At 65.9% G+C, this 24,643-nt stretch carries 16 protein-coding genes, 3 rRNA genes and 1 pseudogene; 5 read left to right on the top strand and 15 right to left on the bottom strand.

Features of this window, described 5'->3' with window-relative positions:
* Nucleotides 1-23: 23 nt before the first annotated feature.
* Together BLV94_RS25795 and BLV94_RS25800 are read right to left on the bottom strand one after the other, a co-directional pair.
* Nucleotides 24-1,217, bottom strand: coding sequence for a thiolase family protein (locus tag BLV94_RS25795; RefSeq protein ID WP_072949230.1), 1,194 nt, complete (start codon nt 1,215-1,217; stop codon nt 24-26).
* Between the two features lie 89 nt (nt 1,218-1,306).
* On the bottom strand, nt 1,307-2,107 hold the full coding sequence (locus tag BLV94_RS25800; protein ID WP_072949232.1) for a crotonase/enoyl-CoA hydratase family protein: 801 nt from the start codon (nt 2,105-2,107) through the stop codon (nt 1,307-1,309).
* A 148-nt stretch (nt 2,108-2,255) separates the two neighbouring features.
* Between BLV94_RS25800 and BLV94_RS25805 the strand changes: the two genes are divergently transcribed.
* From BLV94_RS25805 to BLV94_RS25815, 3 genes and pseudogenes are all read left to right on the top strand, one after another.
* Complete coding sequence (locus BLV94_RS25805; protein WP_072949234.1) at nt 2,256-3,227, top strand: NADPH:quinone oxidoreductase family protein; 972 nt, start codon at nt 2,256-2,258, stop codon at nt 3,225-3,227.
* Between the two features lie 12 nt (nt 3,228-3,239).
* Nucleotides 3,240-4,022: an enoyl-CoA hydratase gene (locus BLV94_RS25810; protein ID WP_072949235.1), complete on the top strand. Its 783-nt coding sequence runs from the start codon at nt 3,240-3,242 to the stop codon at nt 4,020-4,022.
* A 10-nt stretch (nt 4,023-4,032) separates the two neighbouring features.
* A pseudogene (locus BLV94_RS25815) lies at nt 4,033-5,611 on the top strand (long-chain-fatty-acid--CoA ligase).
* On the opposite strand, the gene BLV94_RS25820 reads toward BLV94_RS25815, so the two are convergent.
* The 8 genes from BLV94_RS25820 to BLV94_RS25855 all read right to left on the bottom strand — a co-directional run bounded on the left by BLV94_RS25820 (nt 5,608) and on the right by BLV94_RS25855 (nt 14,763).
* Complete coding sequence (locus tag BLV94_RS25820) at nt 5,608-6,555, bottom strand: alpha/beta hydrolase (protein ID WP_072949239.1); 948 nt, start codon at nt 6,553-6,555, stop codon at nt 5,608-5,610. The pseudogene BLV94_RS25815 and the gene BLV94_RS25820 sit on opposite strands and share 4 nt — an antisense overlap.
* Nucleotides 6,556-6,656: 101 nt before the next feature.
* Nucleotides 6,657-7,100 carry an SRPBCC family protein gene (locus BLV94_RS25825; RefSeq protein ID WP_072949241.1) on the bottom strand — a complete coding sequence of 148 codons (444 nt, stop codon included), beginning with the start codon at nt 7,098-7,100 and terminating at the stop codon, nt 6,657-6,659.
* A 2-nt stretch (nt 7,101-7,102) separates the two neighbouring features.
* Nucleotides 7,103-8,656: a succinic semialdehyde dehydrogenase gene (locus BLV94_RS25830; protein ID WP_072949243.1), complete on the bottom strand. Its 1,554-nt coding sequence runs from the start codon at nt 8,654-8,656 to the stop codon at nt 7,103-7,105.
* A gap of 81 nt (nt 8,657-8,737) precedes the next feature.
* Complete coding sequence (locus BLV94_RS25835) at nt 8,738-9,133, bottom strand: low affinity iron permease family protein (protein WP_072949245.1); 396 nt, start codon at nt 9,131-9,133, stop codon at nt 8,738-8,740.
* 60 nt (nt 9,134-9,193) lie between these two features.
* Nucleotides 9,194-10,552, bottom strand: coding sequence for an L-serine ammonia-lyase (locus BLV94_RS25840; protein ID WP_072949247.1), 1,359 nt, complete (start codon nt 10,550-10,552; stop codon nt 9,194-9,196).
* Nucleotides 10,549-11,790: an amidohydrolase gene (locus BLV94_RS25845; RefSeq protein WP_072949249.1), complete on the bottom strand. Its 1,242-nt coding sequence runs from the start codon at nt 11,788-11,790 to the stop codon at nt 10,549-10,551. The genes BLV94_RS25840 and BLV94_RS25845 overlap by 4 nt, the downstream gene beginning before the upstream one ends.
* A 34-nt stretch (nt 11,791-11,824) precedes the next feature.
* Nucleotides 11,825-13,264 (bottom strand): amidohydrolase, encoded by a 1,440-nt coding sequence (locus BLV94_RS25850; protein ID WP_072949251.1) that lies wholly within the window; start codon nt 13,262-13,264, stop codon nt 11,825-11,827.
* Nucleotides 13,265-13,296: 32 nt separating this feature from the next.
* The gene (locus BLV94_RS25855; protein ID WP_072949252.1) at nt 13,297-14,763 is read right to left on the bottom strand and encodes an MFS transporter; all 1,467 of its coding nucleotides are present in this window, start codon (nt 14,761-14,763) and stop codon (nt 13,297-13,299) included.
* A 102-nt stretch (nt 14,764-14,865) separates the two neighbouring features.
* Here BLV94_RS25855 and BLV94_RS25860 point away from each other — a divergent pair, with 102 nt between their 5' ends.
* Nucleotides 14,866-15,879 carry an Lrp/AsnC family transcriptional regulator gene (locus tag BLV94_RS25860; RefSeq protein ID WP_072949254.1) on the top strand — a complete coding sequence of 338 codons (1,014 nt, stop codon included), beginning with the start codon at nt 14,866-14,868 and terminating at the stop codon, nt 15,877-15,879.
* Between the two features lie 94 nt (nt 15,880-15,973).
* On the top strand, nt 15,974-16,354 hold the full coding sequence (locus BLV94_RS25865) for a hemophore-related protein (protein WP_072949256.1): 381 nt from the start codon (nt 15,974-15,976) through the stop codon (nt 16,352-16,354).
* A gap of 120 nt (nt 16,355-16,474) precedes the next feature.
* Here the strand turns inward: BLV94_RS25865 and rrf are convergent.
* From rrf to gudD, 5 genes are all read right to left on the bottom strand, one after another.
* A 5S ribosomal RNA gene (rrf, locus tag BLV94_RS25870) occupies nt 16,475-16,591 on the bottom strand.
* A 137-nt stretch (nt 16,592-16,728) separates the two neighbouring features.
* Nucleotides 16,729-19,861 (bottom strand): 23S ribosomal RNA (locus BLV94_RS25875).
* Between the two features lie 327 nt (nt 19,862-20,188).
* Nucleotides 20,189-21,707: ribosomal RNA gene (locus BLV94_RS25880) — 16S ribosomal RNA — on the bottom strand.
* The 16S, 23S and 5S rRNA genes sit together here, the layout of an rRNA operon.
* Nucleotides 21,708-22,325: 618 nt before the next feature.
* On the bottom strand, nt 22,326-23,300 hold the full coding sequence (locus BLV94_RS25885) for a 2-hydroxyacid dehydrogenase (RefSeq protein WP_072949480.1): 975 nt from the start codon (nt 23,298-23,300) through the stop codon (nt 22,326-22,328).
* Nucleotides 23,300-24,637: a glucarate dehydratase gene (gene gudD / locus BLV94_RS25890; protein ID WP_072949482.1), complete on the bottom strand. Its 1,338-nt coding sequence runs from the start codon at nt 24,635-24,637 to the stop codon at nt 23,300-23,302. Before gudD ends, BLV94_RS25885 begins: the two co-directional genes overlap by 1 nt.
* Between the last annotated feature and the right edge of the window lie 6 nt (nt 24,638-24,643).

Here is a 24,643-nt window from a genome sequence, read left to right on the forward strand (position 1 = left end):
AGCAGGGTTTTCGGGGGTGTGGGTCAGATGCGTTCGATGATGGTGGCGTTGGCCATGCCCGCGCCCTCGCACATGGTCTGCAGGCCGTAGCGTCCGCCGGTGGCCTCGAGGTTGTTGACCAGGGTGCTCAGCAGGCGGGTGCCCGACGATCCGAGCGCGTGCCCGAGCGCGATGGCGCCGCCCCACGGGTTGAGCTTGGCCGGGTCGGCCCCGAACTCGTGCGCCCACGCCAGCGGCACCGGCGCGAACGCCTCGTTGACCTCGTAGGCGTCGATGTCGTCGATGCTCAGCCCCGACTTGGCGAGGATCTTCTTCGTCGCCGGGATCGGCGCGGTGAGCATGAAGACCGGGTCGTCACCGGCGACGGCGAACGAGTGAAACCGTGCCCGCGGGGTCAGCCCCAGCTTCGACGCCATCTCCTCGCTCATGATCAGTGCCGCGGATGCACCGTCGGTCAGCGGCGACGAGTTGCCCGGGGTGATGTGCCACTGCGCCTCGGGGAACCGGGCCGCGTACTTCTCCGAGTAGAACGACGACTTCAGCCCGGACAGTCCCTCGGCGGTGGTCGTGGCGCGCACCGTCTCGTCGACAGTGTGCGTGACCGTCTCACCGGCGGCGTTGGTCACGTCGATCGGGATGATCTCCTTGGCGAACAACCCCTTCGACGCGGCGTCGGCGGCCCGCTGATGCGACTGCGCGGAGAACGCGTCGAGGGCGTCGCGGTCGAACTTCCACTTGGCGGCGATCAGTTCCGCGGAAATACCCTGGTTGACAAGGCCTTCCGGGTAGCGGGCGGCGATGCCCGGACCGGACGCGTCCTGCCCGATGGTGGTCGTACCCATCGGAACACGCGACATCGACTCGACACCCGCGGCGATCACGATGTCGTAGGCGCCGGCGATCACGCCCTGCGCCGCGAAGTGCGCCGCCTGCTGGCTGGAGCCGCACTGGCGGTCGACGGTGGTCGCCGGAACCGAATCCGGGAACCCGGCCGACAGAACCGCGGTCCGGGTGATGTTGAGGGCCTGCTCGCCGGCCTGGCCGACACAGCCGCCGATGACGTCGTCGACCAGTACGGGGTCGATGCCGTTCCGTTCGACGATGGTGCGCAGCACGTGCGCGAGCAGTTCCACCGGGTGCGTACCCGACAGCGCACCGCCGGGTTTGCCCTTGCCGGAGGCGAGGCGGACTACGTCCACGATGACAGCGTTGGTCATGATGTTCCCTTTCGAGGAGGAGAAAGTGTGTGCGGCTGCGCCACCCGTGAGTACTTGTTAACCGCCCGCGGTTAACAAGTACTCACGGGTCAGCGGCCCTGCCAGACCGGTTGCCGCTTCTCGGCGAATGCCGTCGGCCCTTCCTTGGCGTCCGCGCTGGTGAAGATGGTGGCGATGGCGGCGGTGTTCGCCTCCCATGCCCCGTCGCCCCAGTCGGGCTCGGTTGCGGTGCGGTGGATCATGGCCTTCGATTCACGCACCGACAGGGGTGCGTTGGCGGCGATCTGCTCGGCAAGTTCGAGCGCGACGTCGAGGGCGGTGCCCGCCGGGGCGACCCGGTTGACGAGGCCCAGTTCCTTGCCCTGCGCCGCGGTGATCGGTTCGCCGGTCAGCGCGATCTCCAGCGCGACCTTCTTGGGGATCTGCTGCTGCAGGCGGATCACGCCGCCCGCGGCGGCGAACAGTCCGCGCTTGACCTCGGGAAGCCCGAGTTTCGCTTCCTCATCGACGACCGCGAGGTCGCTGGCCAGCACCAGTTCGGTGCCGCCGCCGAGGGCGAAGCCGTTGACCGCGGCGATGGTCGGCTTGCTGATCCAGTGTTGCGCGTATCCGGCGAAGCCCCATTCGGGGTGCCCGTCCGCAGCGATGTTCCCACCCGTGGAGAGGGCCTTGAGGTCGGCGCCTGCGCAGAACGCGCGGCCGGACCCGGTCACCACGACCACCCGTACGTCGGGGTCGTTCTCGGCCTGCTCGAGCAGATTGCCCACGGCGGTCGACAGCGCGCCGTTCACCGCATTGAGCGCCTTGGGGCGGTTCAACGTGATGATGCCGATGCCTCCGCGCCGCTCCCACAGTGCGGCTGCCTCCACCGTCTCGGTCTGTTCTGGCACGTCTCATCCTCCGACTCGGCCTGATTACTGATCGCTCGTTAAAGTTAGTACCACGCCGCCGAGCACACGGTCAATGGCCGACTTTATCTAGCGCCCGTTCAGTAGCGTCTGGTATGGATAGTCAGGGACCGACGGAGGAGACCACCACGTGTATGCCCAGCAACTGACCAGCGCTTCCGGCCCCGCCGGAGTACAGCTCGCCGAGATCGACGAACCCGACGGAACCGGACGTGTCGTCGTCGATCTGCACGCCGCCGGCGTCGCCTTTCCCGACCTGCTGCAGACCACCGGCAGCTATCAGATCGTCCGCGACATGCCCTTCGTGCTGGGACTCGAGGGCGCGGGCGTCGTCCGCAGCGCCCCCGCAGACAGCGGCATCCGGGCAGGACAACGGGTGGCCGTGCTCGCGACGGACGGGGCGTGGCAGCAGACCGTCGCGGTGGAACCCGACTCGGTGTTCCCGCTCCCCGACTCGGTGTCGCTCGAGGCGGGCGCCGGATTCCTGCTGAACTACCTCACCGTGCACTTCGCCCTCGACGAGCGTGCCCGCTACCGCGCAGGCGAGACCGTGCTGGTGCACGGCGCCGCCGGCGGTGTCGGGGTGGCCGCGCTGCAGGTCGCGGCCGCGCTGGGACTCGAGACGATCGCCGTGGTCAGCACGGAGGAGAAGGCCGGCATCGCGAAGGCCAACCGCGCCGACCACGTCGTCCTCGTGGACGGGTGGAAGGACCGGGTCCGCGACCTCACCGACGGCCGCGGCGTCGACATCATCCTCGACCCGGTGGGCGGCGACCGTTTCACCGACAGTCTGCGCAGCCTCGCGCCCAACGGGCGGCTCGTGGTCCTCGGTTTCACCAGCGGCGAGATCCCCACCGTCAAGGTCAATCGGCTTCTGCTGCGTAACATCTCGGTTCTCGGCGCGGGATGGGGCGAGTACGTGCGCACCCATCCCGGTTACACGGGCCGGCAGTGGGCGGCCCTGAGCCCTCTCCTCGAATCCGGCGCGCTCCGGATCACCGAACCCACCGTCTACTCGTTCGAACACGCCGGCGACGCACTGCGGACACTCGAGACCCGTTCCGCCACCGGCAAGATCGCCCTCTCCGTCCGCCCTTCCTGACTAAGGATCCTCATGACCTCCGACATTCCCGGCGTGCACACGACCGTCGACAACGGCGTCCTCCGCGTCACCCTCGACCGCCCGTCCCGCATGAACGCCGTCACCACCGAGTCCCTCGACGCCATCGCCGACGCCTTCGACAAGCACGCCGGTGACACGGAGGCGCGGGTCGCGATCCTCACCGGCGCCGGCCGCGCCTTCTGCACGGGTGCCGACCTGGGTGGCCTCGACATCTCCGGGCCACCGTCGTCCGCGACGATCGACGCCGCGAACCGCGCGGCGGCCGCGATCCGCGCGTTCCCGCGGCCCGTGATCGGTGCGGTCAACGGTCCCTCGGCGGGTGTCGGGGTCTCGCTCGCCCTGGCCTGCGACCTCACGATCGCCACCGAGTCCAGCTATTTCCTGCTCGCCTTCACGAAGGTCGGTCTGATGCCCGACGGCGGCGCCACCGCGTTGGTCGCCGCGTCGATCGGTCGCGCCCGCGCCCTGAAGATGGCACTCCTGGCCGAACGACTGCCCGCGCGTGAGGCTCTCGCGGCCGGGTTGATCGCCGACGTATACCCCGACGACGAGTTCGCCGCGACCGTCGACGCCCTCGCGCGACGTCTCGCCGACGGACCGTCGGAGGCCTTCCACTTCACCAAGGACGCCGTCAACGACGCGACGCTCATCGAACTCGACAACGCGTTCGCCCGCGAGCGTTCGGGCCAGATCGACCTTCTCGCCGCCGCCGATTTCCAGGAGGGCGTCGCGGCGTTCCTGGAAAAGCGTCCCGCCGTGTTCGGCCGGGCCTGAGGACGTCATCATGACAGCGGACGTCACCGTGACAGCGTCGTCGCACGCGCAGCCGTTCGCCTCGCGGCGGACGCACTGGGCCAATCATGTTGCCCGGCATGCTTTCGCGAAAACCCGATGCGGTGGCGCTCCGGTTCCGGGGCGTGTCGACCACCTGGCGTGAACTCGACGACCGCAGCGCGCGGACCGCGGCGGTACTCGCCGCCCGCGGTGTCGCTCGCGGCGACCGCGTCGTGCTGCTGCTCACCAACCGCCCCGAGTTCCTCGAGGTGATGCTCGCCGCGACTCGCCTGGGCGCGATCGCCGTCCCCGTCAATTTCCGGCTGAGTCCCGGCGAGGTGAAGTTCATCGTCGCCGACAGCGACGCCGCCGTCGTGGTCGTCGAGGCTTCACTCGCCGATCTCGCCGCCGAGGTCGACGGCGCCGTGCCGGTGCTCGTGGTCGGCGACGCCCCCGACGACGTGTCGCTCGAGAAGCAGTTGCGCGCCGCCGATCCCGACGTTCCGATCGCGGACGTACCGGAAAACTCGCCTGCCGCCATCATGTACACGTCCGGCACCACCGGGCGTCCGAAGGGCGCGGTGCTGTCGCACCTGAATCTGCAGGCGCAGGCGCTGACCCTCATCCGGGGATGGCGACTGTTCGACACCGAGTCCGAGGTCAACCTGGTCTCGTCGCCGCTGTTCCACATCGCCGCCCTCGGCAGCGTCGGGCCGTTCCTGTTGATCGGCGCGACCGTCGTGATCCATCCGACCGGTGCGTTCGACGCGACCGAACTACTCGACGCGCTCGAGCGCGAGCGGGTGACCAGTGTGTTCATGGTGCCCACCCAGTGGCAGGCCATCCTCGACGACGCCGGCCCCGAGGGCCGGGATCTGGCCCTGCGGGTGCTGGGATGGGGCGCCGCGCCTGCCACCCCGACACTCCTCGACCGGCTGAACGCCGCATTCCCCGACGCCGCGATCGTGGCCTTCTTCGGGCAGACCGAGATGTCGCCGGTGACGTGCATGCTCGACGGCAAGGATGCCGTGCGCAAGATCGGCTCGGTCGGGAAGCCCATCGACACGGTCGCGATGCGCGTGGTCGACGAGACGATGAACGACGTGCCGCAGGGCGAGATCGGTGAGATCGTCTACCGCGGACCGGGACTCATGGAGGGATACTGGCGCAACCCCGAGGCCACCGCGGACGCGTTCGGCGGCGGCTGGTTCCACTCCGGCGATCTGGTGCGCGTGGATTCCGAGGGATTCGTGTATGTGGTGGACCGCAAGAAGGACATGATCATCTCGGGCGGGGAGAACATCTACTGCGCCGAGGTCGAGAATGCCCTCGCCGCTCACCCGGACATTCTCGACGTCGCGGTGATCGGGCGGGCCGACGAGCGGTGGGGCGAGGTTCCCGTCGCGGTCGTGGTCCCGCGGGCCGGGGCCGCGCCGGGGGTCGACGCCCTCGCGGACTGGCTCGACGGCCGGGTCGCCCGGTACAAGCGGCCCAGGTTCGTCGAGGTCCTCCCCCAATTGCCCCGCAATGCCAGCGGCAAGGTCGTCAAAGGCGTTCTGCGCGAACAGTTCGGCGCCGTGAGAAGTTAGCCGGCCGGGGGCAGGAGGTGGCGGACCAGGAAGTCGGTCTCGTCCGCGACCACCTGCTCGAACAGTGCATCGAAGTACGGGTCGAAGTGCCCGCCCGGGTACACGTGCACCTCGGCGTCGGGGGTCCTGGCCGCGGCTTTCTGCGCACTGCGGGTGAACGTGACGACGTCGTTGTCTGCGATGGCGAAGAAGACGGGGCAGGCGATCTTCGCGACGGTCCTCGTCGGCCGGTACAGCGCCGCCTGCAACGCCACCCGGCCCGGGGTTTCGTTGCGCCACGTCGAACCGGGCGGATCCATCGCGTGATACCCCGCCTCCGCGTCGGGGGACGTCATGGCCGCGAACGAGCCCGGCGGTCCGACGACGGGGAACATGTGCGGCGGACGGTGTCGCAGTTGGGCGTACCGGTCGCGCAGGTAGGCGACCGCCATGCGGCCGAGCCCGGCCGGCCCGAGTCGCGGGAGGTTGGTCAGTCCGTCGACGTACGGAACCTGCGACACGACCGCGGCCACGCGACGGTCCCGCGCTGCCGTGGTCAGGACGAGTCCGCCGGACAGGGAGGTCCCCCAGAGCGCAACCCGGGCGGGGTCGATATCAGGGCGGGTGCACACGTATGCGACGGCGCTGTCCCAGTCGTCGAGCTGGCTGCCGATGTCGAGCAGTTGCCGGGGTTCGCCCTCGCTGGCACCGAAGTGGCGGTAGTCGAACACCAGCGCCGCGATTCCCGCGGCCGCGAACCGCGCCGCGAAGGCGTCGAGTCGCTGCTCGCGCACTCCGCTCCAGCCGTGCGCGAGCACCACACAGGCTGCCGGCGTGGGTGTTTCGGCTCGGCAACGGTACAGCCAGGCGGCGCAGCGCTGCCCCCGTGAGGTGAACGAGACGTCCTCGCGGCGGACGTCAGGGCACGACCGACCAGCTTCGACGGGTGTCGGCCGAGGATTCATGGAGGCGCCTCCGAGAGGTGTGGACACCGTTCAGTCTCGGGCTCTTCGGAGAACTGCGACAGGCACCCTAGGGTGACGAATCCGCACCCCAGGGTGGAAGATCAGCTCTCGAGGGCGACTTTCATACGCTCGAGAGTCTGCCGCATCCCGTCCTGCATCAGCCGGTCGCGGTTGCTGCCCAGCACCTTCGATTTCTGCACCAGTCGCACCCACCATACGGGCGTCGCGTAGATCTCCCGGGTCTCGGTGACGAGAGTGCCGGAGCCGGAGGGTTCGAGGTGGTACGTCCAGCGGGCCTTCGGTTCGTCCGCCTCGAACGAGAACCTCTGGTCCGGAACGACATCCACGACGGTGCAGTGCGTCTTCCAGCGCACCGGTCCGTGCCGGTTGGCGCCGACGAACCGCGATCCCACCGTCGCCGGTGTGCCCGATGTCCAGCGCGCGCCGGTGTTCTCGGGACTGAACCGGCCGATGCCCTCGACGTCGGTCACCACACCCCACACTTGGGTGGGCGGAACGTCGATCAGGATTTTCGCGCTGTCCACGTCTAGCGGCCCGGAATCCACTGCAGCGCCTTCACGAAGGGCGGCATGATCTTGGCCCACACCTTCGGCGACAGTCCCCGCGGGCCACCGAGGTTGAGGACGCGGGTGGTGGCGATGGTCTGCGGCTCGGTGTACTTGAGGAGCCCGTCCTCGCCGTGGCGGCGCCCGACGCCGGACACCCCCATGCCGCCCATCGGCGCTCCGGTGCTGCCCCACGCCGGCGCGTAACCCTCGTCGACGTTGACGGTTCCGGCGTGGATCCGTGCGGCGATGGCCTCGCCCTCCGCCTTGGTTCCCGCCCACACGCTCGCGTTCAGGCCGTACTCGGTGTCGTTGGCGCGTTCGACCGCTTCGTCGACGTCGGCGACGGGGTAGATCGAGACCAGCGGTCCGAACGTCTCGTCGCGGTAGCACTCGGCGTCCTCGGGAACACCGGTCAGGACCGTCGGCTCGTAGAACAGGGGTCCGAGGTCGGGGCGCGCCTTGCCGCCCGCCACCACGGTGGCGCCCTTGACGACGGCGTCGTCGACGTGGCTGGACACGGCCTTGACCTGGTCCTCGGACACGAGGCTGCCCATTTCGATGCCGAAGTCGTAGCCGGCGCCGAGCTTCATGTTGCGGACGCGTTCGCCGAACATCCGGGTGAATTCGGGTGCGATGGACTCCTCGACGTAGATGCGCTCGATGGAGATGCACAGCTGCCCGGAGTTGGAGTAGCAGGCACGCACGGCGGCGTCGGTGACCTCACGGAGGTTGGCGCCCGCGGTGACGATCATCGGGTTCTTGCCGCCGAGTTCGGCGGAGAAGCCGATGAGGCGGCGACCGGCCTGCTCGGCGAGGAGCTGACCCGTCGCCGAGGACCCGGTGAACATCAGGTACTCGGTGTTCTCGACGAGGGCGGTGCCGACCACCGAGCCCGGTCCGGGAACGACGGCGAACAGGTCGCGCGGCAGCCCGGCCTGGTACAGCAGGTCGACGCAGGCCAGGGCGCAGTACGGGGTCTGGCTGTCGGGCTTGAGGACGACGGCGTTGCCGGCGAGGAGCGCGGCGACGGCGTCCGACACCGCGAGGGTCATGGGGTAGTTCCACGGCGAGATGACGCCGACGACGCCCTTCGGCTGGTACCGCACGACCGTCTTGGTGAGGCCGGGCAGCATGCCGGAGATGCGGCGGGGACGCAGCAGCTTGGGGGCGACGCGCGCATAGTGGCGGGCGGTCATCGAGATGTCGAGGACCTCCTCCTGCGCGGCGGCGCGGGACTTGCCCGTCTCGGCCTGCGCCATGTCCATCAGGGCGTCGCGGTTCGCGAGCACCAGGTCGCGGTAGCGGTGGAAGATCGCGGCGCGTTCCGTGACGGGACGCGTGGCCCAGTCCTTCTGTGCCACCCGCGCACGTGCGATCGCGTCCTCGGCGTCCTGGGCCGTGCCGACAGGGACGGTGGCCAGTTCCTTGCCCGTGAACGCCTCGACGACGGACCGCGTCGGGCGATCTGCGGCGTCCGGGATGGCGATGAGGTCGGCGAGCCGCGCGAACGTGGCGGCGGTCGGAACAGGCATTTCGTACCCCTACTGGTTAGTAGTTTTCGCGGTTACACATAACTTACCTGTTCGGTGCGCTGTGTCACAGGGGCGCATGGATCAGTGCCGCTCCTCGAGCCCGACCGCCTCCCGCAGCTTCACCTCCGCCTTCTTCAGTTCGGGATCGTCCTGGGCGGAGGAGTCGAGCAGGTCGGCAAGGGCCTCGGCGATGACGTTGAGTTTCTCCTGCAGCGCCTCCGACGAACGCCTGCTCGCGTTCTCGAGCAGCACCACCAGCAGCAGCGTGAACACGGCGCCGACGGTGTGGATGGCGATCTGCCACTCGTGGAGGTCCTTCCACAGCGGAATGCTGACCACCCACAGGACCACGACGCCGGCGCAGATCCCGAAGAACGGCGCCTGGCTGACCCGGAGTTCGATCTGCTCGACGAACTTGTCGAACGTCGACCGCTGATCGGTGCGCTGCTCGCGTGCAGCCTTCGCACTGCGTTCCATCTTCGGAGTCTAGGCTCAGCCACCACTCCCGATATGCCCGTTTCAACTGATATGCCCGTTTCAACACATCACAACGTTGAGCGCGAGACCGCCCGTCGACGTCTCCTTGTACTTGTCGGACATGTCGAGGCCGGTCTGCCGCATCGTCTCGATGACGGTGTCGAGGGAGACGACGTGGCTGCCGTCGCGGTTGAGCGCCATCCGGGCCGCGCTCAGTGCGGTGACCGCCGCGATCCCGTTCCGCTCGATGCAGGGGATCTGCACGAGACCTCCGACCGGGTCGCAGGTGAGACCGAGGTGGTGTTCCATCGCGATCTCGGCGGCGTACTCGACCTGCGCCGGCGTTCCGCCGAGCACCGCGCACAGCGCCCCGCCAGCCATCGCGCACGCCGATCCGACCTCACCCTGGCAGCCTGCTTCCGCGCCCGAGATGGACGCGTTCGCCTTCACCAGCGATCCGATCGCCGTGGCGGTGAGCAGGAACGTCCGCATGTCCGCGGTGCCGCCGGCGAGGAACTGCTCGTAGTACCTCCCGACGGCCGGGACGATCCCCGCTGCCCCGTTCGTCGGCGCCGTGACGACGCGACCACCGGCGGCGTTCTCCTCGTTGACGGCCATCGCGTACGTCTGCAGCCAGTCGATCGCATCGTGGGACGCGCCGGTGGACACCAGTCGCCGGTACAGACCCGGTGCCCGGCGCACCACGTCCAGTCCACCGGGCAGCCTGCCCTCGGTGGCGACGCCGGACTCGATGCACGACACCATCGCCGACCAGATGCGGTCGACCGCTTCCGGCACGCGGTCGGCCCCGATCAGTACTGCCTCGTTCGCGTCCGCGACCTCGGCGATGCTGTTCCCGGTCTCGGCGCAGATCTCGAGCAGCTCACCGGCGGTCGTGAAGGGGAACGGCACGGCGGGCCCGTCGTCGACTGCGGGCGGTCGCGCATTCTCCGGAACGACGAACCCGCCGCCGACCGAGTAGTACACCCGGTCGGCGACGGCGGATCCGGCGCCGTCGACGGCTCGCAGCCGCAATGCGTTGGTGTGCACCGGCATCCGAGTGAGCGGCGCGAACACCACGTCCCGTTCGCGCACGATCACCGGACGCGTCCCGCCGAGGGCCACGGGGGCGCCGTCGCCGAGCCTTCGCCACGCGCCCCGGACGTCGTCGGGATCGCACGTCTCCGGCCGGGCCCCGGCGAGCCCGGCGACGACCGCATCGGGGGTTCCGTGGCCGATGCCGGTCGCCGCCAGCGCCCCGTAGAGAATGCACTCCACCTTCTCGACCCGGTCGAGCCGACCGGCCGCGTGCAGTTCGTCGACGAAGTCCGCCGCCGCCCGCATCGGGCCGACGGTGTGGGAGCTGCTGGGCCCGATCCCGAGGGAGAACAGTTCCGTCAGGGAGACGTACGCGCTCATGCCCAGTTCGCGGTCCGGGTGAATCCCTCCGGGCGTTCCGCCTGCAGCCGGAGCAGCTCACCGCGGACCCCGGCGTCCAGTGCGGCGTCGAGGACCGTCCATGCCAGCGCCGTCGCACCGTCGATGATCGCCGTGTCCGCGGCAGGAGTCGCCGCGGCGTCCGCGAAGTCGGCGTTGTGCGGGATCGCGGTGCTCCCGAGGACGGCGATCCCGGGGTGGATGGACGGCACGACCTGGGACACGTTGCCCATGTCGCTGGACCCGCCGCCCAGTGCGGCGGACGTCAGTTCGCGGCCGGTGGCCTGCAGGTTCCGGTCCCAGATGTCCGCGAGCACCGGATTCTGCACCATCGGCGCGTACGGCGGTTCCGTCGCCTCGTAAGTCCACTCGCATCCGGTCGCGATCGCACCCGCTTCGAAGCAGGCGAGCACGCGTGCCTTCACCTCGCGCCACTCGTCGATCTCCGGTGCCCGCACCTCGACCTGCACGACCGTCCGGGCCGGGATGATGTTGGTGACGTCGCCGCCGTGCGAGACGAACGCGTTGACGCGGGTCTTCGCCCGGAACTGCTGGCGGACCAGCCCGATGGCGTTCAGCGCGATCGTCGCGGCGGCTCCGGCGTTGATCCCGTGCTCGGGTGCGCCGGCGGCGTGTGCGGCGCGGCCGGTGAACGTGACCTCGAACCGGTCGACCGCCTGCATCCACAGTGAGGCGCAGGGCATGTCCGTGCCCGACGTGCCGTGGACCATCAGCGACAGCGCCGCGTCCTCCCACGCGCCGGCTTCGAGCATGGGACTCTTGCCGCCGCCGTGCTCCTCGGCGGGTGTGCCCAGCAGTTTGATCCGGAGTCCGGCCTCGTCGGCGACGGCCGCGAGCGCGAGTGCGGTGCCGACCCCGGCGGCCGCGATCATGTTGTGCCCGCATGCGTGTCCGACCTCGGGCAGTGCGTCGTACTCGGCGCAGATCGCGACGGTGAGGTCGCCGCTTCCGTAGGTCGCCTCGACGGCCGTGTCGAGTCCGTAGACGCCGACGGCGGTATCGAAGCCGGCGTTCCGGAGTGTGTCCCCGACGAGCGCGGCCGCGCGGTGCTCCTCGAACGCGATCTCGGGGGTGTCGTGAATACGATGGCTGAGCTCGAGCAGTTTCTGCTCGTTGTTCCGGATGATTTGCGCCGCAGCATCCTTCAGCGCAACCGTGCGCGCGTCGGTGGTGTCGCCTGCGGAGGTGGCGAGAGTCATGAGCGGGTGCCTTCCTGGTGGGTATGAACGACGGTCACTGCGCGACGGCGACGGCGTCGCGCAGAGGCGGCGCGACGATCCCGTCGGGAAGCGGTGAGTCGTAGGGAGTTTGCGTCGTGCGGGTGCTGAATTCCTTGCGCGCCGACGCCAGCAGTTCGGCGTCCGTCAGGAGGTCCACGGCGGTCGAGGCCATGATCTTCGCGGCGTGGATCATCCCCTTGTGCGCAGCGGGCAGCTTGCCCTGCGCGACCATCTGCCACGAGTGGGCGGCCGTGCCGACACCGACGCACGCGGTGGCGCACTGCACGAGCGGCGTCACCCAGCTGACGTCGCCGAGGTCGCTGGATCCGGTCATCGTCGGGCGCAGCGAGCGCGCGTCGAACGTGACGATCCCGGTGTGCAGAGCGCCTCCGTCGCCATCGAATTCACCGCCGAGCGTGCTCGCCGTGCGTCCCGACGCCGTCTTGGTAATGAACGCCTCCGCGGTCGCGAGATCGGTGACGTCGAAGGGCACCGGCCCGAGCTCGCGGAGCCGCTCCTGCATCGAATCCTCGAGGACGACGTTGGGCAGGATGTCCGAGCAGCCGCCGTCGACCTCGATCTCGACCGTCGTCTCCGTCATCAGGGCGGCGCCTTCGGCGATCTTCGTCACGCGGGCGAACAGCTCGCGCATGCCGGCCACGTCGGGCGAGCGCACCAGGTAGTAGGCCTCGGCGGACGCCTGCACGACATTCGGCGAGCGGCCTCCGGTGTCGAGGATCGCGTAGTGGATCCGGCAGTCCGAGGGCATGTGCTCACGGAGGAAGTTCGTGCCCACGTTCATCAGTTCGAGTGCGTCGAGTGCGCTGCGGCCACGTTCAGGAGACACTCCGGCGTGCGCGGCGATGCCGGTGAACCGGACGTACGCCTGGACATAGGCGAGCGTCCGGATCCGTTGCACGGTGGTGGTGTCGCCGGGATGCCAGGACACGGCGGCATCGACGTCGTCGAAGGCACCTTCCTTGACCATGAACGTCTTTCCGGCGGCTGCTTCCTCCGCGGGACAGCCGTAGTAGCGGACGGTTCCGGGCAGGCCGTTCGCGTCGAGGTAGCGTTTGACCGCGGTCGCGGCGAGGAGGGAGCCGCCGCCGAGCAGGTGGTGGCCGCAGCCTTGTCCGTTGCCGGACTCGTTGCCGGGTTCCGGCTCCGGCACAGCACTTCCCGACTTCTGGCTCAGCCCGGCGAGGGCGTCGTACTCACCGACGATGGCGATCACCGGTTGACCGCTGCCCGCTTCCGCGCTGAATGCGGTCGGGATTCCCGCCACCGACCGGGTGACGGTGAAGCCCTCCGCCTCGGCAGCAGCGATCTGCGCATCGACGGACGCGTGCTCTTCCCAACGCAATTCGGGGTTGTCCCAGATGGCATCGCTCAACGCGGCGTACTGCGGGCCGAGCTCGTCGATGGTGCCGAGGAGTTGTGGATCGACAGACACTTCGATGTCCTTTCGTTCGGTGTCACGGGTTGTCAGGCGTGTACTTGCTCGCCGTCGGCGAGGGTGGGCTTGTCGTTCTCGGTGGTCGTCGCGGGAGACCGGAGTTTGCGCGCCAGGATGGCCGTGACGACGCACAGTGCCGCGCAGACTGCCCAGACCACGTGATAGGCGCTCGCGGAGGGGATCTGCTTGCCGCCGGCGGTGAGTGCCGGGGTGACCATCGACGACATCACGAGCGCGAACACGGCGCCGGACACGGCGCCCGCCGCGGTGCGGGACGTGTTGTAGAGTCCGGACGCGATGCCGACCGAATCCGGCGGCGCCTGCTGCACGATGACGGTGGGCAGCACCCCGACCACCACTCCGCCGCCGAGGCCCGCGACGACGAGCCACAGGGCGAACAGTGGGGCGCTCCCCGGGACGACGATCATCAGTCCGTAGGCCGCCGCCGAGAGCAGCGCACCGAGCGCGAGGGATCCGGGGACGGTGAGGGCGGATCGGGCGAGCCGGTCGCTGACGGACGCGCCGACGAACATCGCGAGCGCGAACAGCGCCAGGATCAGTCCGGTCACGGACGCGGTGACACCCATCCCGTAGCCGGTCGTCTCCGGCACGGCACGGAGGAAGAGGGCGCAGGGGGTCTGGACACCGAACAACTGGGCGCCGAACAGCAACGCCATCAGCATCGGTACCCGCATCCCTCGTCCGATGACGTCGAGGTCCACGAGGGGGTGCTGGACGCGTCGTTCCACGAACACCCACACGACGAGAACCGCGGCCCCGACGCCGATGGCCGACCACGTCAGCGCGCTCGTCCAACCCCAGGTGCTCGCGTTGGACACACCGCCGAGCACGCCGAGCAGTCCGACCGTGAGCAGGACCGCACCGGCCCAGTCGACTGTTCCTTCCTTACGTACCGTCGTCTCCGGGACGAGGAAGTACACGACGGGCAGGCAGATCGTCATGAGCACGGCGGGGACGAGCAGGACCAGCCCGACATTGTCGACGACGGAGTCGAGGAGGAATCCCGAGAGCAGGCCGCCGACGGCGGCGCCCAGCGTCAGTGACCCGACGAGCCGGCCGATGCTCCGGCCGGCCGTGGCCGCGTTTCGGTCCCGCACGATCGCGAATTCGAGCGGCAGGAACGCCGCGAGCGGTGCCTGCAGCGCCCGGCCGACGAGCAGCAGTTCGTAGGACGGCGCGAACGCGACGAGGTACGAACCGAACGCGACGGAAGCGGTGGCGAGAACGAGAAGGCGTTTGTGCCCGAAGAGGTCCCCCAGTTTGGCGATCAGCGGCACGCAGGCGGCCGTTCCCAGCAGGTACATGGCGCTCACCCAGTTCAATGCGGCGGACGACGCGTCGAAGCGTTCGCCGATGGCGGGCAGCAGCGGGGAGAACCACCCCTGCAGCAACCCGCTCGCGAACTCCATGACCACGAGGAACCCGACCGCTGCGGTGGCAGCGTCGCCTCCCCGGATGTGGGGCGAAGAACTCATGTCGACTCCAAGAGGACGAGTGGAAAGTGACTCATGGAAGAGTGCCGCCGCGTGAATTCCGTCGTGTAAATTTGCAGCATTCTCGGCATCGAAGGGCAAACTATGCAGGATTACGAGCCAGATGACGTCGACTTCGCACTCATCCATGCACTGCAAATCGAGCCACGGGCATCGTGGAAGGCGCTCGCGCCCGCATTGGCCGTCGACCCCGTGACGTTGTCGAGGCGCTATCAGCGGCTCCTCAACGCCGGCCTGATCTGGATCACCGGATACGACCCCGGGACGCCCGGGCGCGGCGCGCTGATCGAAATCGAATGCGCACCCGGACAATCCGTCTCCACCGCGGAGGCCATCTCCGAAGATCCGATGGTCGCGAGTATCGATTTCACGGCGGGCGGACGCGACCTGCTGCTCACCCTGATGGCAGAGGATTCGGTGGACACGTCACGATTCCTGCTCCACCGCCTCGGGGAGTATCCGGCGATCCGGCGAGCCCGGACGCACCTCATCACGGAGGTGCTCTTCGAGGCCGGGAACTGGCGGCTCCGGACGCTGTCGGCGGAGCAGGTCGCCAAGGTTCCCGCAGCCCGACCGCCGCGTCCCCGCGCAGCGCGGACGGTCGCACCCGGCCTCAAGCGCCTGATCCATCACGAACTGGGAATCGACGGCCGCGCACCGACCACGGCGATCGCGGAACGCGCAGGCGTCAGCAATCAGCGCATCACCGACGCGATCGCGACGATGCGGCGGGACGGCTCTCTCCGACTGCGCACCGATGTCGCCCGGACCTACTCGGAGTGGCCGATCTATGCCTGGTACTTCATGCAGGTTCCCGCGCCCCTCGTCGAGCGACTGAGGACCTCGCTGGGCAAGATCGAGGAAGTGCGGTTGGCGGTGCTCGTGGCCAGCGAATACAACCTGATCATGGCCGTCTGGTTGCGCACCCTCAACGACGTCCACCGGTTCGAACTTCTCCTGGAGAAGCTCCTGCCCGGGTCGCGGGTGGCGGACCGCTCGGTGGTCATGCAGATCGGCAAACACCTCGGGCACATCCTGGACGACCGCGGACGCGCGACGGGTCCGGTGGTGTCCATGATTTCGCCCGACCCGACGTGACCGCGGGCCCCCATTCGCAGACGGTCCTCAGACGAATCACAACTCGTACCCCTAACGTGTCCCCGGCATACCCACCGACATTGGAGGACTCGTCATGAACGTTTCACGAGCACGTCTGCACCTCGGCATCGCAGCGGCCGGCACCCTCGCCGCCGCCGCGCTGGTACCGGGGATCGCCTCCGCGGATCCGGCCGACACCGACTCCGCCCGCCTCGTGAACAGCACCTGCAGCTTCGCCCAGATCGATGCGGCGATGCACGACGTCACCCCGCAGCTCGCCGCGCGCCTGGATCAGGCACCCGAGCGCAAGGCTCAACTGGCGGACTTCTTCTCGAAGTCCCCTGCCGATCGTCAGGCCGTCCTCGATTCGCACCCGCAGCTGAAGAGCCGGCTGGAGACCGTTCCAACCGAGGGACCGGCTGTCGAGTGGCGCGCGAAGGCACTGACGATCGCCGAGACCTGCGGCAACTACTGAGGGACGCCAGTCACGGTCGACAGAGATCGTGCCGCAACGGTTTTCGCTTTGCCGTCGGCCAAAAGTGTTGTGAAATGCCGAAAGCCCCCCAACATGGTTGGGGGGCTTTCGGTAACGGATGTTCGGCGGTGTCCTACTCTCCCACACCCTGTCGGGTGCAGTACCATCGGCGCTGGAGGGCTTAGCTTCCGGGTTCGGAATGGGACCGGGCGTTTCCCCTCCGCTATGGCCGCCGTAACTCTATGAAACTGTCACACGGAACATCAGCGAAGACACAACCACACATCGTTGGACCGATGGTGGTGGTGGTTCTTCTTCTTCAGTTCCGAAACGTGTGTTGTTTCAGATACTGCACAGTGGACGCGTAGCTTCTTTGTGGTAAGTCCTCGGCCTATTAGTACCAGTCACCTGCATCCGTTACCGGACTTCCAGTTCTGGCCTATCAACCCGGTGGTCTGCCGGGGGCCTTACCCCCTCGAGGGGGTGAGAAACCTCATCTTGGAACAGGCTTCCCGCTTAGATGCTTTCAGCGGTTATCCCTTCCGAACGTAGCTAACCAGCGGTGCTCCTGGTGGAACAACTGGCACACCAGAGGTTCGTCCGTCCCGGTCCTCTCGTACTAGGGACAGCCTTCCTCAAGTTTCTAACGCGCGCGGCGGATAGAGACCGAACTGTCTCACGACGTTCTAAACCCAGCTCGCGTGCCGCTTTAATGGGCGAACAGCCCAACCCTTGGGACCTACTCCAGCCCCAGGATGCGACGAGCCGACATCGAGGTGCCAAACCATCCCGTCGATATGGACTCTTGGGGAAGATCAGCCTGTTATCCCCGGGGTACCTTTTATCCGTTGAGCGACACCGCTTCCACTTGCCGGTGCCGGATCACTAGTCCCGACTTTCGTCCCTGCTCGACCTGTCAGTCTCACAGTCAAGCTCCCTTGTGCACTTGCACTCGACACCTGATTGCCAACCAGGCTGAGGGAACCTTTGGGCGCCTCCGTTACATTTTGGGAGGCAACCGCCCCAGTTAAACTACCCACCAGGCACTGTCCCTGAACCAGATCATGGTCCGAGGTTAGAGGTCCAATACGATCAGAGTGGTATTTCAACAACGACTCCACACTCACTGGCGTGAGCGCTTCACAGTCTCCCACCTATCCTACACAAACCGAACCGAACACCAATACCAAGCTGTAGTGAAGGTCCCGGGGTCTTTTCGTCCTGCCGCGCGTAACGAGCATCTTTACTCGTAATGCAATTTCGCCGAGTCTATGGTTGAGACAGCTGAGAAGTCGTTACGCCATTCGTGCAGGTCGGAACTTACCCGACAAGGAATTTCGCTACCTTAGGATGGTTATAGTTACCACCGCCGTTTACTGGGGCTTAAATTCTCAGCTTCGCTCCGAAGAGCTAACCGGTCCTCTTAACCTTCCAGCACCGGGCAGGCGTCAGTCCGTATACATCGTCTTACGACTTCGCACGGACCTGTGTTTTTAGTAAACAGTCGCTTCTCACTGGTCTCTGCGGCCCCACCCAGCTCACACTGCAAGAGTGATCACCGGACGAGGCCCCCCTTCTCCCGAAGTTACGGGGGCATTTTGCCGAGTTCCTTAACCATAGTTATCTCGATCGCCTTAGTATTCTCTACCTGACCACCTGTGTCGGTTTGGGGTACGGGCCGTGTGAAAGCTCGCTAGAGGCTTTTCTCGGCAGCATAGGATCACTGAATTCGCCTCATTCGGCTATGCGTCACCTCTCAGGCTGTGTGAATGGCGGATTTGCCTACCATTCGCCCTACAGGCTTACACCAGTATTACCACTGACTGGCTCAGCTACCTTCCTGCGTCACCCCATCGCTTGGCTACTACCAGATCAGGTCCCATGCATCCACATCCAGGGCCCCCGAAGGGACGTAAGGACGCTTCAGGATGGTTAGTATCACTGATTCACCAGGGGCGCGTTCACACGGGTACGGGAATATCAACCCGTTGTCCATCGGCTACGCCTGTCGGCCTCGTCTTAGGTCCCGACTCACCCTGGGCGGATTAACCTGGCCCAGGAACCCTTGGTCATTCGGCGGACGAGTTTCTCACTCGTCTTTCGCTACTCATGCCTGCATTCTCACTCGTGTGGCCTCCACGGCTGGGTCACCCCGCCGCTTCCATGGCCACACGACGCTCCCCTACCCATCCACACCACTGCCCACGACTCCGCAGAATCGCAGGGGTGCATTGTGTGAATGCCGCAGCTTCGGTGGTGTACTTGAGCCCCGCTACATTGTCGGCGCAGGATCACTTGACCAGTGAGCTATTACGCACTCTTTCAAGGGTGGCTGCTTCTAAGCCAACCTCCTGGTTGTCTTCGCGACCCCACATCCTTTTCCACTTAGTACACGCTTAGGGACCTTAGCTGGCGATCTGGGCTGTTTCCCTCTCGACTACGAACCTTATCGCCCGCAGTCTCACTGCCGCGCTCTCACTCACCGGCATTCGGAGTTTGGCTGATTTCGGTAAGCTTGTGGGCCCCCTAGACCATCCAGTAGCTCTACCTCCGGTGAGAAACACGCGACGCTGCACCTAAATGCATTTCGGGGAGAACCAGCTATCACGGAGTTTGATTGGCCTTTCACCCCTACCCACAGCTCATCCCCTCAGTTTTCAACCTAAGTGGGTTCGGTCCTCCACGACGTCTTACCGTCGCTTCAACCTGGCCATGGGTAGATCACTCCGCTTCGGGTCTAGAACATGCCACTAAAACGCCCTATTCGGACTCGCTTTCGCTACGGCTACCCCACACGGGTTAACCTCGCGACATGCCACTAACTCGCAGGCTCATTCTTCAAAAGGCACGCCATCACCCCCAGTGACAAGTCACTCGAAGGCTTTGACGGATTGTAAGCGCACGGTTTCAGGTACTATTTCACTCCCCTCCCGGGGTACTTTTCACCTTTCCCTCACGGTACTAGTCCGCTATCGGTCACCAGGGAGTATTCAGGCTTATCGGGTGGTCCCGACAGATTCACACCAGATTTCACGGGCCCGGTGCTACTTGGGTTTCCATCACGACAGTCATCATGTTTTCGTGTACGGGACTCTCACCCTCTACGACAGGCCGTTCCAGACCACTTCCACTAACACAATGATTTCTTACTGTCGGCCAACACGGCAGCATTGACAAGATGAACCCCACAACCCCACGAATGCAACACCTGCCGGCTATCACACATCCATGGTTTAGCCTCTTCCGCTTTCGCTCGCCACTACTCACGGAATCACTATTGTTTTCTCTTCCTGTGGGTACTGAGATGTTTCACTTCCCCACGTTCCCTCCACACACCCTATATATTCAGGTGCGGGTAACACGACATCACTCGTGCTGGGTTTCCCCATTCGGACATCCTCGGATCTCAGCTCGGTTGACAGCTCCCCGAGGCTTATCGCAGCCTCCTACGTCCTTCATCGGCTCCTGGTGCCAAGGCATCCACCGTACGCTCTTCATTACTTACAACAAAGATGCTCGCGTCCACTGTGCAGTTCTCAAACAACACACAACCAACCATGTTCTTGTCGCCACCGAACACCGGAAAAACCCGGCCGGTATGACCACCATGATCGCTTGTCGTTCTTACCTGGAAAAAACACTCGCGTGTTCTCTCAGGACCCAACAGTGCATCGATATATCACCCGCCGGCCGATCATCAGATCGACCGATACGCGGGAAAATGTGTCAGTGTTCCACCCATGAGCGTCTGCCGTTCCACATGTGGGAACGAAACAGTCTCTGCCAACCCGTTGTGCACCTGTGTGACAACAGCATTGGAGATGTGCTCCTTAGAAAGGAGGTGATCCAGCCGCACCTTCCGGTACGGCTACCTTGTTACGACTTCGTCCCAATCGCCGATCCCACCTTCGACGGCTCCCTCCCACAAGGGGTTAGGCCACCGGCTTCGGGTGTTACCGACTTTCATGACGTGACGGGCGGTGTGTACAAGGCCCGGGAACGTATTCACCGCAGCGTTGCTGATCTGCGATTACTAGCGACTCCGACTTCACGGGGTCGAGTTGCAGACCCCGATCCGAACTGAGACCAGCTTTAAGGGATTCGCTCCACCTCACGGTCTCGCAGCCCTCTGTACTGGCCATTGTAGCATGTGTGAAGCCCTGGACATAAGGGGCATGATGACTTGACGTCGTCCCCACCTTCCTCCGAGTTGACCCCGGCAGTCTCTTACGAGTCCCCACCATTACGTGCTGGCAACATAAGACAAGGGTTGCGCTCGTTGCGGGACTTAACCCAACATCTCACGACACGAGCTGACGACAGCCATGCACCACCTGTATACCGACCACAAGGGGGGCCGTATCTCTACGGCTTTCCGGTATATGTCAAACCCAGGTAAGGTTCTTCGCGTTGCATCGAATTAATCCACATGCTCCGCCGCTTGTGCGGGCCCCCGTCAATTCCTTTGAGTTTTAGCCTTGCGGCCGTACTCCCCAGGCGGGGCGCTTAATGCGTTAGCTACGGCACGGATCCCGTGGAAGGAAACCCACACCTAGCGCCCACCGTTTACGGCGTGGACTACCAGGGTATCTAATCCTGTTCGCTACCCACGCTTTCGCTCCTCAGCGTCAGTTACTGCCCAGAGACCCGCCTTCGCCACCGGTGTTCCTCCTGATATCTGCGCATTTCACCGCTACACCAGGAATTCCAGTCTCCCCTGCAGTACTCAAGTCTGCCCGTATCGCCTGCAAGCTCGAGGTTGAGCCTCGAGTTTTCACAGACGACGCGACAAACCGCCTACGAGCTCTTTACGCCCAGTAATTCCGGACAACGCTTGCACCCTACGTATTACCGCGGCTGCTGGCACGTAGTTGGCCGGTGCTTCTTCTGCAGGTACCGTCACTCTCGCTTCGTCCCTGCTGAAAGAGGTTTACAACCCGAAGGCCGTCATCCCTCACGCGGCGTCGCTGCATCAGGCTTTCGCCCATTGTGCAATATTCCCCACTGCTGCCTCCCGTAGGAGTCTGGGCCGTGTCTCAGTCCCAGTGTGGCCGGTCACCCTCTCAGGTCGGCTACCCGTCGTCGCCTTGGTAGGCCATTACCCCACCAACAAGCTGATAGGCCGCGGGCCCATCCTGCACCAGTAAACCTTTCCACCAAAAACCATGCAGTCCTTGGTCATATCCGGTATTAGACCCAGTTTCCCAGGCTTATCCCGAAGTGCAGGGCAGATCACCCACGTGTTACTCACCCGTTCGCCGCTCGTGTACCCCGAAGGGCCTTACCGCTCGACTTGCATGTGTTAAGCACGCCGCCAGCGTTCGTCCTGAGCCAGGATCAAACTCTCCGTTGAAGACTCTAGATTTCACAGGCGAACCCGTTAATCAGTCATAGACATCGAGTCAAATCACTAGCGATCAAAAACTCAAACTAGCATTATCAAACACTGACCCCCCACCGACGGAAGAAGGAGGGAAGCCAGCAAATACCCACACCACAACATCAACCAAACCCCAAGAGGCGGTTGAACATTCATGATGCGGAGTACCAAAAACATTTGGCACTGACATTCATCGACACACTGTTGAGTTCTCAAAGAACACGCGCACACCATCACTTCTGACTCACTCGCCAGTCGCTCCGGGGCAACTTTTCCAGCTTATCTCATCGGGCTGACCGGCGCAAACCGGCACCCGCTGAAGACATTCCGGGGTTGAAGCACCACCATACACGATGGTGAACTTCGGATTTGCCAGGCACTTCGTACAACCTCGTTGCATTCACCTTGCGGTGAAGGTCGGTGTCCGTGTCGCTCTGACTTGGAATAAGTTACGCGAACCGTGCGCCGTTTTCCAAATCGCCTGGTCGCAGCGATTCCGGCCGCCGATCTTCAGGATCTGCCACTGTCGCCGGCACCGACTCCTTCTATATAGGAACTCCTATATAGAAGGTCGCAAGACTGCGGCGGTCCTCAGCGACAGGTGCGCAGGACCGTCCGCCCCGTGTCCAGCCGGCGGATGTTGTCGGTGATGTCGCGGACGCGGCCGAGGAACGTGTGGTCGGTGACGCCGGACGAGTGCGGGGTCATCAGGACGTTCGGCAGGTCGCGGAACGGCAGTGCGCTCGGCGCACCGTGACCGCCGGCATCGGGATAGGAGTACCAGACGTCGATGGCCGCGCCCGCGATCCGATGCGACGCCAGTGCGTCGTACAGCGGCTGTTCCTGAACGAGGGGTCCGCGCCCGACGTTGATCAGAACTCCGTCAGGGCCGAGAGCCTCGAGTTCCGGCCCGCCGATCATGCCGCGGGTGTGATCGCCCAGCGGCGCGGACACCACGACGACGTCGGACTCGGTCATGAGCCGGAGCAGCGAGGTGTTGTCGCCCGCCCATTGGAGGCCTTCCGCGTCGGCGTCGAGATTTCCCCGGCCGGTGACCGCGCAACCCTCTGCACCGAACTTGCGGAGCAGGCTCCACGACCTCCCGCCGATGTGACCGAAGCCGACGAATCCGATCCGCGCACCACGCATGGACCGGGACTGCGCGATCGCGTCGTCGTAGACCGACGTCGCCCACACGTCGCCGCGGAGGGCGCGATCGTGTCGGAGGAATCCGCGGCGCAGCATCAGCGCCGACGACACGATGTACTCCGCGATCGAGTCCTCGTGGTGGAACGTGTTGGCGACCAGGGTGTCGGGGGGAAGGGCGTCGAAGGCCACGTTGTCGGTGCCCGCGCCGGCGACGTGCAGCAGGCGCAGCTTCGGCGCCGCGGCCGCCATCGCGGCGGTGAACCGGCCGCCCACGTACACGTCGGCGTCGGCGAGGTCGGGGACGATCGCCGACTCGTCGAACGTCCGATGCCACGACACCACGGCGCCGGACGGCAGCCCCGACTCGAACAGTTCGCGATGCGGCAGCAGATTCCGGTCGCCGACGACGATCTTCATCAGGCGCGGACCAGCGCCGGGCGCTTGCTGTCGAACGACCAGCCGGGCACCAGGAACTGCATGCCGACCGAGTCGTCGCGCGCACCGAGACCCTTCTGGAGGTACAGCTCGTGCGCGGCCTCGACCCGGTCCATGTCGAGCTCCACCCCGAGGCCCGGCGTCGACGGCACCGTCAGGTAGCCGCCCTCGATCTCATACGGGTCTCGGGTGATCCGCTGACCGTCCTGCCAGATCCAGTGGGTGTCGATGGCGGTGATGTCGCCCGGGGCCGCGGCGGCCACGTGGGTGAACATGGCGAGCGACACGTCGAAGTGGTTATTGGAATGCGATCCCCAGGTGAGGCCCCACGCATCGCAGAGCTGGGCGACGCGGACCGATCCGGCCATCGTCCAGAAGTGCGGGTCGGCGAGGGGGATGTCGACGGCGCCGGAGCGAATGGTGTGCCCCATCTCGCGCCAGTCGGTGGCGATCATGTTGGTGGCGGTCGGCAGTCCGGTGGCGCGCTTGAACTCGCTCATCACCTCGCGGCCGGAGAAGCCGCCCTCGGGGCCGACCGGGTCCTCGGCGTACGCGAGCACGTCCTTCAGCCCGCGGCAGGTCTCGATGGCCTCCGACAGCAGCCACCCGCCGTTGGGGTCGAGGGTGACCCGGGCGTCGGGGAACCGTTCGGCCAGCGCCGTGACAGCCGCCGCCTCCTCGCGGGGCGCGAGGACGCCACCCTTGAGCTTGAAGTCGGCGAACCCGTACCGCGCCTGCGCGGCCTCCGCGAGTCGCACGACGGCGTCCGGTGTCAGCGCCTCCTCGTGCCGCAGGCGCAGCCAGTCGTCGGACTCGCCCGCACCCGACTGATAGTCCAGGTCGGTCTTGTTGCGGTCACCGACGAAGAAGAGGTAGCCGAGCGCCTGCACCTTCTCGCGCTGCTGACCGTCGCCGAGCAGGGCCGCGACGGGGACACCGAGGTGCTGCCCGAGAACGTCGAGGAGCGCCGACTCGACGGCGGTGACGGCGTGGATCGCGACGCGGAGGTCGAACGTCTGGTTGCCGCGGCCTGCGGAGTCGCGGTCGGCGAACGTGCGCCGCAGGTCGGCGAGCACGCCGTTGTACTCGCCGATGCTGCGCCCGGTCACGATGGCGCGGGCGTCCTCGAGGGTACGCCGGATCGGCTCACCGCCGGGGACCTCGCCGACACCGGTGTTGCCGTCGGAATCGGTGAGGATCACCAGGTTCCGGGTGAAGTACGGGGCATGCGCGCCGGACAGGTTCAGGAGCATGCTGTCGTGTCCCGCGATCGGGACCACTCGCATGTCGGTGACGACCGGGGTGCTCGTTGTACTCATCTTCCG

Origin of the sequence: Rhodococcus koreensis (assembly GCF_900105905.1) — a bacterium.
GTDB classification, from domain to species: Bacteria; Actinomycetota; Actinomycetes; order Mycobacteriales; family Mycobacteriaceae; genus Rhodococcus_F; species Rhodococcus_F koreensis.

Bases quoted from the DNA above. Each gene is read 5' to 3' on its own strand.
- BLV94_RS25795 (WP_072949230.1), bottom strand. From the start codon at position 1,217: ATGACCAACGCTGTCATCGTGGACGTAGTCCGCCTCGCCTCCGGCAAG.
- BLV94_RS25820 (WP_072949239.1), bottom strand. From the start codon at position 6,555: ATGAATCCTCGGCCGACACCCGTCGAAGCTGGTCGGTCGTGCCCTGAC.
- BLV94_RS25885 (WP_072949480.1), bottom strand. From the start codon at position 23,300: ATGAAGATCGTCGTCGGCGACCGGAATCTGCTGCCGCATCGCGAACTG.
- gudD (WP_072949482.1), bottom strand. From the start codon at position 24,637: ATGAGTACAACGAGCACCCCGGTCGTCACCGACATGCGAGTGGTCCCG.
- BLV94_RS25865 (WP_072949256.1), top strand. From the start codon at position 15,974: ATGAACGTTTCACGAGCACGTCTGCACCTCGGCATCGCAGCGGCCGGC.
- BLV94_RS25855 (WP_072949252.1), bottom strand. From the start codon at position 14,763: ATGAGTTCTTCGCCCCACATCCGGGGAGGCGACGCTGCCACCGCAGCG.
- BLV94_RS25860 (WP_072949254.1), top strand. From the start codon at position 14,866: ATGCAGGATTACGAGCCAGATGACGTCGACTTCGCACTCATCCATGCA.
- BLV94_RS25810 (WP_072949235.1), top strand. From the start codon at position 3,240: ATGACCTCCGACATTCCCGGCGTGCACACGACCGTCGACAACGGCGTC.
- BLV94_RS25845 (WP_072949249.1), bottom strand. From the start codon at position 11,790: ATGACTCTCGCCACCTCCGCAGGCGACACCACCGACGCGCGCACGGTT.
- BLV94_RS25830 (WP_072949243.1), bottom strand. From the start codon at position 8,656: ATGCCTGTTCCGACCGCCGCCACGTTCGCGCGGCTCGCCGACCTCATC.
- BLV94_RS25835 (WP_072949245.1), bottom strand. From the start codon at position 9,133: ATGGAACGCAGTGCGAAGGCTGCACGCGAGCAGCGCACCGATCAGCGG.
- BLV94_RS25840 (WP_072949247.1), bottom strand. From the start codon at position 10,552: ATGAGCGCGTACGTCTCCCTGACGGAACTGTTCTCCCTCGGGATCGGG.